Genomic DNA, 14231 nt, shown 5'->3' with positions numbered 1-14231 from the left:
GTTTTTTCAGGAATGTCATTTTTTGTCGAAGGAATTACCGAATTTTAAATTCTATATCAAATATCATGTTAAAATCACCAATTTTGACTGGAAAACTGAAAAATCAGTTGAATTTTTGCTCGAAAAACGTCGAACGAATTGCCAAATTTGAAAAATGGCAATTGGTGCATTTTAAATGCTTCATGGTATAACTGAATCATCAAAGCGAAAGGAGCAGAATATGTGAGTGAGATGACCAATGATGAATTGACTAAAAAGCTTCGACAGCACGAGGAAACAATCACACAGCTGGTTGAAATCGTTGCTGCTACAAATCAAAGATTATCTGAACTGGATAAGAAGGTAAGCGAAAGAACACATCCTGTTTCACTCACATAATGGATTCCAATCGCTTGATCTGCTTATTAACCGCTGTCTCCCCATTTATCCCCAATAAAAGGATTGTCCATCCCCGGACAATCCTTTTAACGTCATCCTACTGTCTAACGAGTTGTCATACTACTCTAGATGCGTTATTATTAATGATGGATTAAAGTAATTTTATAGTGATTTTTTAATCATATTGAGGAGCGTTTTAAATGGCAGGTTTACTGACAAAGATTTTTGGTGATGGTACAAAAAGACAATTATCGAAACTGCAGAAAAAAGTTGATCAGATAGAAGCAATGGAAACTGAAATAGAGAAATTAACCGATGAAGAACTAAAACAAAAAACTGTGGAATTTAAAGAACGGCATGCGAATGGCGAAAGTCTGGATGACATACTTGTTGAAGCATATGCAGTAGTTCGTGAGGGTTCGAAACGTGTACTCGGAATGCGTCCTTTTCCCGTCCAATTGATGGGTGCGATCTCATTGCATGAAGGTAATATTGCCGAAATGAAAACAGGTGAAGGTAAAACCTTAGCCTCAACCATGCCTGCTTACCTGAATGCTATCTCCGGAAAAGGAGTTCATATTATTACAGTAAACGATTACCTTGCAGACCGTGATGCCCGGGAAATGGGGGAACTCTATAATTTTCTTGGCATGACGGTTGGTTTGAATGGAAACGGCCTATCAAAAGAAGAAAAAAGGGAAGCATATAACAGTGATATAACGTATGGTACAAATAATGAATTCGGCTTCGATTATTTGCGTGACAATATGGTTTTATATAAGGAGCAGATGGTGCAGCGTCCACTTAACTTTGCAATTATTGATGAGGTGGACTCAATCCTTATTGATGAAGCAAGAACCCCTTTAATTATCTCCGGTTCTGCACAAAAGTCTGCACAAATGTATATGCAGGCAAATTCATTCGTCAGTACGCTTAAACATGAAACGGATTATACGTATGATGAGAAAACAAAAGGCGTGCAATTGACAGAAGAAGGAATCAACAAGGCGGAATCTTATTTTAATATTGAAAACTTGTTTAATCTTGATCATGTATCATTGACACACCATATCAATCAGGCATTGAAGGCACATGCATCGATGCATCGTGATACAGATTATGTGGTACAGGAAGGCGAAGTAATCATTGTCGACCAATTCACCGGTCGTCTAATGAAAGGACGCCGGTACTCTGATGGGCTTCATCAGGCCATTGAGGCAAAGGAAGGGCTGCAAATACAGAATGAAAGTATGACACTTGCCTCGATTACATTCCAGAACTTCTTCCGGATGTACAATAAACTTGCTGGTATGACAGGTACGGCTAAAACGGAAGAGGAAGAGTTCCGTAACATATACAACATGGACGTTGTTGCTGTACCTACCAATAAGCCAATTATCCGGGATGACAAAGCGGATATGATTTATAAGTCGATGGATGGTAAATTCCGCGCTGTTGTTGAAGATATAAAAGTAAGATATGAAAATGGACAACCGGTTCTTGTCGGTACAGTTGCAGTTGAGACATCTGAATTAATTTCCAAATTGCTGAAAAAGGCCGGGGTAAAACATAACGTACTAAATGCGAAAAACCATTTTCGTGAAGCGGAAATAATTGAAAACGCCGGACAGCCCGGCGCTGTTACGATCGCAACCAATATGGCTGGCCGGGGTACAGATATTAAACTTGGTGATGGTGTAAAAGAACTTGGTGGACTGGCTGTTATTGGTACAGAACGGCACGAGTCACGCCGAATCGATAATCAGCTTCGTGGTCGTTCAGGACGTCAGGGAGATCCGGGGTTGACTCAATTTTATTTGTCTATGGAAGATGAACTAATGCGCCGTTTTGGTTCTGACAATCTGAAATCTATGATGGAACGGCTTGGAATGGATGATTCACAGCCGTTGGAAAGTAAAATGGTTTCAAGGGCAGTTGAATCGGCACAAAAACGTGTGGAAGGAAACAACTTTGACGCTCGTAAAACTGTATTGTCTTATGATGATGTGCTGCGGCAGCAGCGCGAAATCATATACAAGCAGCGTTTTGATGTTATTGAAGAAACAGAAAATCTTCGTGAGATTATTGAAGGCATGATTTTATCAACATTACAGCGTGTTGTTGGTGCGAACACACAGGATGAACTCGATGAAAACTGGGAACTGGATTCAATTGTTGAATATGTACATGGAAACCTTCTCGACTATGATGATATCTCGGTTAACGATATCAAAGGTAAAGAGCCTGAAGAAATAACCGAATTTATCATGGACAAAGTAAAAGAGCGCTATGACGAAAAAGAAGAAGAACTTTCACCGGAACAGATGCGCGAGTTCGAAAAAGTAATTGTGTTGCGTACAGTTGATACGAAGTGGATGGACCACATTGATCAAATGGATCAGCTTCGCCAGGGTATCCATTTGCGTGCATACGGACAAAATGATCCGCTGCAAGAGTATCAGGCAGAAGGTTTTCACATGTTTGAACAAATGGTTGTTGCTATTGAAGAAGAGGTTGCCAAGTATGTGATGAAGGCACAAATTCGTGATAATCTGCAGCGTCAGGAAGTGGCAAAAAACACGCAAGCGGTTTCCGGAGATCAGGAAGAAAAGAAAAAATCACGTAAACCATATGTGAAAACGGAAGACATTGGACGTAATGATCCTTGTCCATGCGGAAGTGGCAAAAAATATAAAAACTGCCATGGTAAATGATGATGAACCTCCCGTTTTGGGGGTTCTTTCATTGGCATAACTGATTTTATTTGTAGGAGTGATGAACGGTGGAACTTACTGAAATTGGACATGAACTGGAAAGCATGGAAAAACGAATCAACGATTTTAGGGGGTCTCTTTGACCTGGATACGAAAAAAGACCGTATCAAAGAATTGGAACTGGAAATGGCATCACCCGGTTTCTGGGATGATCAGGACAAAGCCCAGAAGGTTATAGGTGAGGTTAATGGGCTGAAAGAGTATGTCGTTAATTTTGAAAAGCTTGTTGAGGAACTTGACAATCTCAATGTTTCATACGAGCTTGTAAAAGAGGAAAATGATCAGGAATTATATGCTGAGTTGGAAAGCGATGTAAAGTCTGTTAAAAAAGAAATCGGAAACTTTGAATTGCAAATGCTGTTAAGTGAACCATATGACGCAAATAACGCGATTCTTGAATTGCATCCGGGTGCCGGTGGTACAGAATCACAAGATTGGGCAAGCATGCTTTTACGAATGTACCAACGCTGGGCAGAAGGAAAAGGCTTTTCTGTGGAAACACTTGATTATCAACCGGGGGATGAAGCCGGTGTTAAAAGTGTTACACTGTTGATTAAAGGACACAATGCCTACGGTTATCTGAAAGCTGAAAAGGGTGTTCACCGCCTTGTTCGGATTTCGCCATTCGACTCATCCGGCCGCCGTCATACTTCATTTACTTCCTGTGATGTAATGCCGGAAATGACTGATGATGTTGATATTGAAATAAAAACAGAAGATATAAAGATTGATACGTATCGGTCAAGCGGTGCGGGAGGACAGCATGTTAATACAACCGACTCTGCAGTTCGGATTACACACCTTCCGACAAAAGTGGTGGTGACCTGCCAGTCAGAGCGGTCGCAAATCCAAAATCGTGAACGGGCGATGAAGATGATGAAATCAAAATTGTACCAATTGGAGTTGGAGCGCCAGAAAGAAGAGGTTGCCGCGCTTCGTGGCGAACAAAAAGAAATTGGCTGGGGCAGTCAAATTCGGTCGTACGTATTTCATCCGTATACGATGGTTAAAGACCATCGTACAAACGTTGAAGCAGGAAATGCACAAGGTGTAATCGATGGCGACCTGAACCAATTCATTGATGCATATTTGCGTTCACAATTAAATTAGAGATGCCGTTGTCAAAAAGCTTTCAAGAATTTGACACAAATAGTCATAGTATTTGACTTCCAATGTTTAGGTGGGATAGCAGGAAAAAATTGCCTTCATGAGCGGTTTTATTCCGTCAAAAATAGGTTATACTATTGGTGATAACCTTTACACTTATACGTTAGGGGGATTTGAACTATGAAGAAATTGTTATGTACGATGCTTTTCGGTACAGCGCTGGTGCTCGGCGCGTGTGGCGGCGGTGGAGATGACGGCGCATCAGATGGTTCTTCCGACAATGGCGGCGGATCAACTGATACCGCTGCTTCAGGAGAAGAAATTTTCCAAAACAACTGTGCATCCTGCCACGGATCCGATTTATCCGGCGGCATGGGACCTGACCTGACTAAAGTTGGTTCACGTTATTCTGCCGACGAAATTGCTAATATCATTAAAAATGGCAGAGGTCAGATGCCTCCTCAGAAACAGGTATCGAAGGAAGACAGACAAGCAGTAGCATCGTGGCTTGCGAAAAAGAAATAATGGGGATACTTAAATGAAAAACTTGGGATATCGAACTTGTCGATATCCCAAGTTTTTTGTTTGTCGGTAACCTGCATTAACTGATTTTGCGACATAATATTACAATTTCACGACTGTGATACATTTTTTGAAACATAAATGTAATGTAAATAGGTCTAAATTTTTTGCCGAAAAATGTTATAATTACTAGTAATCCTTTATAGGGAAACATTGTTCTGCAAGGTGAAAGCAACGTTGGCAAAAATACAGATTTACAGGGGAGATTCGACAACATGATTCTTCAACAATTACGAGTAAAGGTGATACATTCATGATAAATATGAAAGATGTTTACAAGACATATTCCAACGGTGTTACAGCACTAAATGGAGTAAATATAGATATTGAACAAGGTGAGTTTGTATACATAGTCGGCCCCAGCGGCGCAGGAAAGTCCACATTCGTAAAACTGATGTACCGCGAAGTAAAACCCTCAAATGGAACGATTATCATCAATGGGAAGGATATCAGAACAATCAAAGAAAGAAAAGTTCCGATGTTACGAAGGCAAATAGGAGTTGTTTTTCAGGACTTTAAACTGCTCCCCAAACTATCAGTCTATGAAAATATAGCATTTGCACTGGAGGTAATAGAAGAGCCGCCGCGTACCATTCGAAAAAGGGTAATGGACGTATTGGAACTTGTCGGTTTGAAAAATAAGGCCCGTTTCATACCTGCTGAATTATCAGGAGGGGAACAGCAACGTGTTTCCATTGCAAGAGCTATAGTAAATCATCCGAAGATTGTCATTGCGGACGAGCCGACAGGAAACCTTGATCCGGAAACATCCTGGGGAATAATGAAGACATTTGAAGAGGTTAACGCAATGGGGACTACCGTTATCATGGCCACCCACAGTAAAGAAATTGTTAACACCATGAAAAAGCGCGTAATCGCTGTCGAAGATGGTTTGATTGTACGTGATGAGCAGCGAGGTGAATACGGCTATGAAGTTTAGGACAATAAGGCGTCATTTCAGAGAAGGAACGAAAAATATTTTTCGAAACGGCTGGATGACAGTCGCTTCGGTCGGTGCGGTAACAACTACATTAATTCTCGTGGGTGCATTTCTTGCATTGATGCTGAATCTGAACAATATAGCCGACAACATTGAAGAAGATGTAAAAATTGAAACGTTAGTTGATTTAACGGCGAACGAAAACCAAATCAAAGAGCTTGGAGAGCAAATTAAAAACATTGATGAAGTCGGAAGTGTCAGGTTCTCCTCAAAAGATCAGCAGCTTCACAACTTGATTAAAAGTATGGGAGAAGAAGGGGAAGCATGGAAACTGTTCAAACAGGACAACCCTCTTAACCATGCATACATTGTTCAAGCGAAAAATCCCGCCGATACGATGGCAATAGCAAAAAAAATTAAGTCTTTTGACAATGTATATGAGGTTAATTATGGAAAAGACGTCGTACAGCGATTGTTTCAGTTTAATGATTATGCACGTAACATTGGTTTGATTTTAATTGTGGGACTTGTATTTACCGCAATATTCCTGATTTCAAATACAATAAAATTGACCATTATGGCAAGAAGTACGGAAATTGGCATTATGAAACTGGTAGGAGCCACAAATGGATTTATCAGATGGCCATTCTTTATTGAGGGTTTGCTGCTTGGTATTCTTGGTTCTGTTCTGCCGATAGCAGCTGTGCTGACAGGGTATTATTACCTTGCCAACAACATAAGTGAGAAGATTACGTATAATTTCGTAACAATATTGCCGTTTAACCCTTTTGCATGGCAACTTTCGCTCATCATACTTGCAATCGGAGCACTTATTGGGGTTTGGGGAAGTGTTATGAGTGTCCGCAAATTCTTGAAAGTATAAAAAACGTGTCAATCTATGAAATATTCACAGCAATTTGCATAGGGAAGGGGAACGAGAATGAAAAAAATAGCTTCACTTACAATTGTGACTGTCCTTTTTATCGGGACAGGGCTTATGAACTGGGATAATGTATCAGCTGCTTCAATCGATGGTTTAAATGATAAAATCAATGACTTGGAGAAAAAAGAAGACAAGATAGATAAGAAAAAAGGAAATTTAAATAATAAAGCAGCGAATACAGAAGAGAAAATTTCCAAAAACCTGGACAAACAGGGTAAGGTCAACAGTGAAATAAACTCCATTGATCAAAAGTTGTCAAATACCCGGAGCAAAATTATGAAAAAAAAGAACGCAATTGATGAAACGGACAAACAGATAGAAAACCTGAATGGCCAAATCCAAGCTGCCAAAGAAAAAATCGAACAGTTGAAAAAAGAGATAAACGTACTGCAAAAACGAATTGAGCGACGTGAAAAGATGTTAAAAGAACGCCTGCGTGCCATCCAGTCAAATGGAGGCAGCATGCGCTACATAGAAGTTATTATGGGTTCCCAGAGTTTTGGTGATTTTATTAGCCGCTCCACAGCAGTTAATACTATAATGGACCAGGATAAAGATATTATGGAAACTCATATGGCTGAAAAACGCGAAGTTCAACATAAAAAAGCAGAAGTGGAAAACAAAAAAGAACAAATTGAGCAAAAGAAAAAAGAAGTGGAACAAAAGAAAGCATCTCTTCAAAATCAAAAGCAAGATCTTGAATCACTGAAATCCAAACTGAACAATCAGATGGATGAGAAAGAAAACCTGATGGGCAAGTTAAAAGATAAACATCATGAACTTGAACAGTATAAGATGAGTTTGGCAGAGCAGCAAAAAACACTGAGTGATCAGGCAGCTGTTATTGCAGAAGCTAAAGAAAAAGCTGCAAGTGAGAAAGAGCGATTGAAACAGCTTGCTGAAAAACGGGAACGTGAAGCACAACAGCAAGAAAGCAGCAGTCCTTCATCTTCATCCGGCGGTTCATCCGCAACAACCTACAGCAGCGGCGGTGGAGATGCTATATTCAACTATCCTGTAGCGGGCAGTATCTCATCCGGATATGGCGGCAGAAGCCTGGGCTATCATTACGGGATTGATTTTGCGGCATCGATCGGCACGCCTGTTCATGCTGCGGCAAGTGGTGTAGTAACAAGGTCAGCAGTTTCCAGCAGTTACGGCAATGTTGTTTACGTCTATCATCCGCAATATGATAAGACTACCGTATATGCACATTTATCAAGCAGGTCAGTCAGTCTCGGTCAATCAGTTTCATCCGGACAAACGATTGGTGCGGTCGGTAATACGGGTAATTCATTCGGAGCACATTTGCATTTCGAAGTCCATATCGGACCATGGAACTATCACAGCGGTGTAAATCCATTACCTTATCTGCCGTAATTTTCAGGAATGTATTTGCATTTTGAACGCATAAACTATAATATTAAAGGCATCGCACATTACGGTGTGATGCCTTTTCCGTATTATTGGCCATGATAGCCAATTAATCAAAGATGTAGGGGTGAAACTATGAATCTCCGTAAACAGCACATTGTTCTTATCTTGCTTGCCGCACTTGTTTTAGGTTTTGCAGGTGCCTATTTTGGGGTTCAACTGGCACAGGATGACAATTCCAATTCGGTTGTTCTGGATTCAGATGATAAATCGGATTCCTCGGATAACAAGGAAGTCAATTTGATGGAGAACATGAACAAAGTTGCCAATGCCTATAATATGATAAAAGACAACTACTTGAAGGATGTTTCGGACAAGCAATTGGTTGAAGGTGCCATTCAAGGCATGTTGAAGTCGCTGGACGATCCTTACAGTACATACATGGACGCGGAAACAATGGAACGGTTTAACGACACGATTGAATCCTCGTTTGAAGGAATCGGTGCCGAAGTAAGCATGGTAAACGGGAAAGTTAATATCGTTGCCCCGATTAAAGACTCTCCTGCTGAGGAGGCCGGGTTACGGCCGAATGATAAAATCCTGAAAGTTGATGGGAAAAGTGTCGTTGGCATGGATTTATTTGAAGCGGTAGAACTGATTCGCGGTGAGAAAGGTTCGGAAGTTGTTCTGGAAGTACAGCGTGCAGGTGTAGAGGATCCATTTGACGTAACCATTGTCCGGGATGATATTCCACTTGAGACGGTTTATTCGGAAGTGAAAGAAATTAATAGCAAAAAAACCGGTGTTATTGAAATTACTTCTTTTTCCGAAAAAACGGCACAACACTTTTCCAAACAGCTTAAGGACCTTGAGGAAAAAGGAATTGAGGGGCTTGTAATTGATGTGCGGGGTAACCCGGGTGGATTATTAAGTGCAGTTGAAGGGATATTGAAGAACTTCATCCCCAAAGATATGCCAATGGTTCAAATAGCAAATCAACAAGGTAAGAAATCAAAATCCTTTTCGGAACTGGATGAAAAGAAACCTTATCCAATCAGTGTGGTCATTAACGAAGGCAGTGCATCCGCATCCGAAATCCTGGCTGTGGCCATGAAAGATGCAGGTTATGATGTTGTTGGAGTAACGAGTTTTGGAAAAGGAACCGTTCAGCAGGCGGTGCCGCTGGGAGATGGCAGTACAATTAAACTTACATTCTTTAAATGGTTGTCACCAGAAGGGAAATGGATACACAAAAAGGGTGTTAAACCTACCGTAAAAGTGAAACAGCCGGATTATTATTTCACTAACCCTGTTAAAGTAAATGAACCTATTACGTTCAATCATACCGGTGATAAAGTGGAAAATATCCAGATTATGTTGAAAGGTCTTGGCTATAATCCGGGACGCACGGACGGCTATTTTAATAAAAATACCGAAACAGCTGTTAAGAAATTCCAAACGGAACATGATCTCCAAGTAACCGGTAAAATTGATAAAAAAACAGCAGGAAAGATTGAAACAGCGATTGTTGAAAAAATTCGTGCCGGCAAAGAAGATCGGCAAATGAAAAAAGCATTGCATGTATTATATGAGTAAAACAGAGGTTGGGACATATCAAAAAGTGTCATTTAAAAGACGAACATTAGCGTAGGAAATATACGGAGACTCCTGCGGGAGGAGAAGCCTAGATGAGACCCCGCAGTGCGTAAGCACGAGGAGGCTCAGCAGCTGCCCGCGGAAAGCGAAGTATATTTCCGGAGCGGTTATACGCTCCATTTTCTTATTACTTGTTTGTGTTTTCTTTTGGATAATACACTTTTTGTCCCGGCCTCTTTCTGTCCGTGATAATTTTAACGTATACAGGCAGGAGATAAATCGAAAAATATCGAATATAACAGTTAATCAAGAAGATTTGCATTATCGGGGTAGGTGATCAAATGGTGGAATCATGGTTTATCGAACTGGCAAAAGGGATTGGCAAGGCATTCTTAAATCCATTATTGTATTGGATACTTATATTAGTTTTCCTTGCCGGACTTCGACGCATTAAACGGGAACGGCATTATTTCGGATTTAAATTATTTGATGTTTTTTCGGAATGGAATGGCACTTGGGTCATTGGCTTAATTTCGGGATTGGTTATTTCTATTGTTTGTCTGGGAGCCGGTGTCGTTTTTTCGTATGGAACTATTTTGGTTCTAAGTATCCTTGCTATAATCCTTAGTATTTCGTTACGCTTTTCATTATTATCCGCAAGTTACACAATCGGTATCTCTTGCTTTATCTTGCTTCTGTTACCGGTTGTTCCAGTAAATCTGGCTTTATTTGAAAATTGGTTTTCCAAAACAAACATTTCCGGTTTGGTTTTTTTACTCGCAGTTATGCTTATCGCAGAGGCAATGATGATAAAACGTATTCGAAACAATAATACATTTCCGGAACTGGTCTCTGGCAGGCGTGGAATGCTTATTGGGGTTCATCATTTGAAAAAAATAGGAGTTATACCTTTTTTTGTTTTAGTCCCATCCGGCTTAATAACGCCTTTTATCCCATTTTGGCCCTATATTTCCATGAATGGGGAGACATATAGTTTATTGCTGGTTCCGTTTCTGATTGGATTTGACTATCAAGTCAGCGGAAGCTTGCCTGAAAAAGCTGCTGCACGAATTTCAAAATCGGTTTTGTCACTTGGCGTTCTGGTATTGTTATTGGCAGTAGGAAGTATTTTCATTCCCTGGCTGTCGATTATCGCAGTTATGCTTGGAATAATCGGTAAAGAATTGATCAATTTCAGGCACCGTAATGCGGATCAAAGAAACAATGCCTGTTTCATGCGGCGAAAGAAAGGTATTAAAATCCTTGCCGTTTTGCCCAATTCACCTGCAGATCGGCTGGGAGTACAAGTTGGTGACTCGATTGTCAAAGTGAGTGGACAACAAGTTAACAGCCTGGATGATTTTTATTATGCATTGCAGAAAAATACCTTTTTTAAATTGGAACTGGTCGATGAAAACGGTGAGGCCAGGTATGTGCAAAGTGCTTTATATGAAGGGGACCATCATGAACTTGGAATTGTAACGACAGCATTTCGGAATTATGAAACAGAGCAGATGATCCAGCGGTAACAGAGAAGAGGCAATAAAGTGTTATTAGCACTTTATTGCCTCTTCCTCATTTTATTTTACCTTGGTTTTAAACACTTTGTGGTAATGAATGTCATCTTTTTTTACATGAACTTTAATTTGATAGGCTCCGGTTTTGTCAAAAGTGGTTTTTCCTTTATATGTACCGCCTGATTGTTCTGTCATATTCAGCCATTGATGTTTATCCTGATTTTCTTGCCAGATTTCCAAGGTCACAGATCCATTTTGAAGTGGCTTTTCTTTAGTTGAAACATTAACGGTAAATGTTGTTTTCTTACCTGCAGTAATCGTTTCGGGAGGATTGAAATTTACTTTTGTCTGGGAATGATGGTGACCATGTTCATGCTTTTCCCCAGATCGGTCTTTATTGGCTTTTGCATTTCCGATATTGATTTTCTTTTTTGGCATCGTATGCATTTGATTTGCTGTAACGTGTGACTGTACATAGTAAATACCTTTTTGGTCAAAAGTTTTTTTGACAACATAAATACCACCGGATGTATGCTCTGCTTCAATCATGTCACTTTTATTTTTTGCACCGTTTTTCCAGATTTCGAATTTCACTTCATCTGCGTCTTCAATCGCTTTTCCATCCTGTTTTACCGAGACTTTGAAGGTAACCTTGTCTCCAATGCCGGCATTTTCCGGCACTTTTAAATCAGCTTTTATTGACTGAACTACTTCATCGGAAGAACTGCTTGTATTATCGGTTTGACCACATGCAGCAAGTACAGCAGCCGTGAATAGCAACAATATAATTTTTTTCATTGTCATTGTCCTTTCGTTTGTGTCCTAATTTGATTATATGTAAATAGGATTGTCATATCAATGCAGGAACAAGCATTTATTTTTACAGATTTATGACCGATGTGATTGGATAGAATGGATATTAAAAAGTTGAGCAGATTAATCGAATATTTGTTCGCTTATCTGTTAAAATATTAATGAAACTATGGTAAACTGGATAGTATACCGACGAACGGAGGATTGACCTGTGAAAAATCAATTTGACCTTGTGGCACGATACGAGCCAAGCGGGGATCAGCCAAGCGCAATAAAAGAACTGGTTGACCGGGTAAAGGCCGGACAGCGCCATCAGACGCTCCTTGGTGCGACGGGAACCGGAAAAACGTTTACCGTTTCAAATGTAGTTACGGAAATAAACCGTCCCACATTGGTAATTGCACATAATAAAACATTGGCAGGACAGTTGTATAGTGAGTTCAAGGAATATTTCCCGAATAATGCAGTGGAGTATTTTGTAAGTTATTATGACTACTATCAGCCGGAAGCCTATGTACCTTCAACAGACACATTTATTGAAAAGGATGCCAGTATCAATGATGAGATTGATAAACTGCGGCACTCAGCAACATCATCTTTATTTGAACGGCGTGATGTTCTTATTGTTGCCAGTGTATCATGCATCTATGGTTTGGGGTCACCCGAAGATTATGAAAGCCAGGTGCTGTCACTCAGGATGGGAATGGAAAAAGATCGTGACCAGCTTCTGCGGGATCTTGTGGATATCCAATATGCTCGGAATGATATCAATTTCCAGCGTGGCACATTTCGGGTTCGCGGGGATTCTGTGGAGGTTATTCCTGCCTCAAAAGAGGAACACTGTATGCGAATTGAATTTTTTGGCGATGAAATAGACAGGATCCGTGAAGTGGATGCACTAACAGGAGAAATTGTCGGTGATCGGGAACATGTAGCCATATTCCCTGCTTCACACTTTGTCACTCGTGAAGAGAAATTAAAAAAGGCGATTAAAAATATTGAACAGGAACTGGAAGATCGGTTAAAGGAACTGCGGGATGACAATAAATTATTGGAAGCTCAGCGACTGGAGCAACGGACCAATTACGACATTGAGATGATGCATGAGATGGGCTTTTGTTCGGGGATTGAAAACTATTCGCGTCATCTGACATTTCGTGAAGCCGGTTCAACGCCATATACACTGCTTGATTATTTCCCGGATGATTTTCTGGTTGTTGTTGACGAATCACACGTTACATTGCCACAGGTACGGGGAATGTATAATGGGGATAAGGCGCGAAAACAGGTGCTTGTTGATCATGGTTTTCGCCTGCCATCCGCACTTGATAACCGGCCGCTTAAGTTTGACGAGTTTGAAAAAGCCACCAATCAGCTGATTTATGTTTCAGCTACGCCAGGACCATATGAAAATGAACATACACCTGATGTGACGGAACAAATCATCCGGCCGACAGGATTGCTTGATCCAAAAATTGATGTACGGCCGATTGAAGGTCAGATTGATAACCTGATTGAGGAGATCAATACACGTTCCAAACAGAGTGAACGTGTTCTTGTAACAACACTGACGAAGAAAATGGCGGAAGATCTGACTGATTATCTGAAGGAAATCGGTTTTAAAGTAGCTTATCTGCATTCGGAGATTAAAACGCTCGAACGTATTGAAGTTATCCGGGATCTGCGGGTTGGTAAATACGATGTGCTTGTCGGGATTAATCTGCTGCGAGAAGGTCTGGATATTCCGGAAGTTTCACTGGTTGCTATACTGGATGCCGATAAGGAAGGGTTCTTGCGGTCTGAACGATCACTTATCCAAACAATGGGCAGAGCGGCACGAAATGAGCATGGTGAAGTAGTTATGTATGGGGATAAGATTACGAATTCGATGCAGGTGGCAATTGATGAAACTAACCGGCGCCGGGAAAAGCAGATGGCCTACAACGTAGAACATGATATTACACCGACAACCATCAAGAAAGATGTTCGTGACGTTATCCGAGCTACAGTTGCCGCCGAGGATCAGGAAAACTATGAAAATAAATCCGCCAGCCTTACCAAATTGTCAAAAGCGGAGAAGTCAAAGGTTATTGATAATATGGAACAAGAAATGAAGGAAGCAGCCAAAGCGCTTGATTTCGAGAAAGCTGCGGAACTTCGTGATATAATACTTGAATTGAAAGCAGAAGGCTAAAGAACGGAATCAA

The 14231-nt window shown here is 40.6% G+C and carries 11 protein-coding genes; 10 read left to right on the top strand and 1 reads right to left on the bottom strand.

Annotated features, from left to right (window positions below; genetic code table 11):
- Positions 1 to 222 precede the first annotated feature (222 nt).
- The 9 genes from B1K71_RS19940 (at position 223) to B1K71_RS13830 (ending at position 11223) form a co-directional block, all read left to right on the top strand.
- A complete protein-coding gene (locus B1K71_RS19940; protein ID WP_175631916.1) occupies positions 223 to 378 on the top strand; it encodes a hypothetical protein in 156 nt (51 codons plus the stop codon).
- Between the two features lie 200 nt (positions 379 to 578).
- Positions 579 to 3092: a preprotein translocase subunit SecA gene (secA, locus tag B1K71_RS13865; protein ID WP_077328059.1), complete on the top strand. Its 2514-nt coding sequence runs from the start codon at positions 579 to 581 to the stop codon at positions 3090 to 3092.
- A gap of 68 nt (positions 3093 to 3160) precedes the next feature.
- Positions 3161 to 4262, top strand: a protein-coding gene (gene prfB, locus B1K71_RS13860; protein ID WP_217697239.1) for a peptide chain release factor 2 whose coding sequence is annotated in 2 segments (ribosomal slippage) — positions 3161 to 3232 and positions 3234 to 4262 — 1101 coding nt in all. Because the reading frame shifts where the segments join, the coding sequence is not laid out codon by codon here.
- Positions 4263 to 4439: 177 nt separating this feature from the next.
- Positions 4440 to 4784, top strand: a complete 345-nt coding sequence (gene cccB, locus B1K71_RS13855; protein ID WP_077328058.1) for a cytochrome c551 — start codon at positions 4440 to 4442, stop codon at positions 4782 to 4784.
- 310 nt (positions 4785 to 5094) lie between these two features.
- Entirely contained in the window at positions 5095 to 5781 is a 687-nt protein-coding gene (gene ftsE, locus B1K71_RS13850) for a cell division ATP-binding protein FtsE (RefSeq protein ID WP_077328057.1), read from the top strand.
- Complete coding sequence (gene ftsX / locus B1K71_RS13845) at positions 5771 to 6664, top strand: permease-like cell division protein FtsX (RefSeq protein WP_077328056.1); 894 nt, start codon at positions 5771 to 5773, stop codon at positions 6662 to 6664. Before ftsE ends, ftsX begins: the two co-directional genes overlap by 11 nt.
- Before the next feature lie 57 nt (positions 6665 to 6721).
- Positions 6722 to 8104: a murein hydrolase activator EnvC family protein gene (locus tag B1K71_RS13840; RefSeq protein WP_077328055.1), complete on the top strand. Its 1383-nt coding sequence runs from the start codon at positions 6722 to 6724 to the stop codon at positions 8102 to 8104.
- Between the two features lie 129 nt (positions 8105 to 8233).
- On the top strand, positions 8234 to 9694 hold the full coding sequence (locus B1K71_RS13835; protein WP_077328054.1) for a S41 family peptidase: 1461 nt from the start codon (positions 8234 to 8236) through the stop codon (positions 9692 to 9694).
- Between the two features lie 341 nt (positions 9695 to 10035).
- Positions 10036 to 11223, top strand: a complete 1188-nt coding sequence (locus tag B1K71_RS13830; protein ID WP_077328053.1) for a PDZ domain-containing protein — start codon at positions 10036 to 10038, stop codon at positions 11221 to 11223.
- A gap of 51 nt (positions 11224 to 11274) precedes the next feature.
- Here the strand turns inward: B1K71_RS13830 and B1K71_RS13825 are convergent, their stop codons facing one another.
- Positions 11275 to 12009, bottom strand: coding sequence for a FixH family protein (locus B1K71_RS13825; RefSeq protein ID WP_175631915.1), 735 nt, complete (start codon positions 12007 to 12009; stop codon positions 11275 to 11277).
- Between the two features lie 226 nt (positions 12010 to 12235).
- Between B1K71_RS13825 and uvrB the strand changes: the two genes are divergently transcribed.
- On the top strand, positions 12236 to 14218 hold the full coding sequence (gene uvrB / locus B1K71_RS13820) for an excinuclease ABC subunit UvrB (RefSeq protein ID WP_077328049.1): 1983 nt from the start codon (positions 12236 to 12238) through the stop codon (positions 14216 to 14218).
- Positions 14219 to 14231 lie beyond the last annotated feature (13 nt).

The sequence above is a fragment of the Virgibacillus siamensis genome (genome assembly GCF_900162695.1).
Lineage (GTDB): Bacteria > Bacillota > Bacilli > Bacillales > Amphibacillaceae > Lentibacillus > Lentibacillus siamensis_A.
The sequence above is the reverse complement of the archived record's forward strand: the minus strand, read 5'-3'. Positions and strand labels throughout refer to the sequence as shown.

What these genes read in the sequence shown, in the direction of transcription:
- secA (WP_077328059.1), top strand. Translation starts at nt 579, where the DNA reads ATGGCAGGTTTACTGACAAAGATTTTTGGTGATGGTACAAAAAGACAA.
- cccB (WP_077328058.1), top strand. Translation starts at nt 4,440, where the DNA reads ATGAAGAAATTGTTATGTACGATGCTTTTCGGTACAGCGCTGGTGCTC.
- ftsE (WP_077328057.1), top strand. Translation starts at nt 5,095, where the DNA reads ATGATAAATATGAAAGATGTTTACAAGACATATTCCAACGGTGTTACA.
- ftsX (WP_077328056.1), top strand. Translation starts at nt 5,771, where the DNA reads ATGAAGTTTAGGACAATAAGGCGTCATTTCAGAGAAGGAACGAAAAAT.
- B1K71_RS13840 (WP_077328055.1), top strand. Translation starts at nt 6,722, where the DNA reads ATGAAAAAAATAGCTTCACTTACAATTGTGACTGTCCTTTTTATCGGG.
- B1K71_RS13835 (WP_077328054.1), top strand. Translation starts at nt 8,234, where the DNA reads ATGAATCTCCGTAAACAGCACATTGTTCTTATCTTGCTTGCCGCACTT.
- B1K71_RS13830 (WP_077328053.1), top strand. Translation starts at nt 10,036, where the DNA reads ATGGTGGAATCATGGTTTATCGAACTGGCAAAAGGGATTGGCAAGGCA.
- B1K71_RS13825 (WP_175631915.1), bottom strand. Translation starts at nt 12,009, where the DNA reads ATGAAAAAAATTATATTGTTGCTATTCACGGCTGCTGTACTTGCTGCA.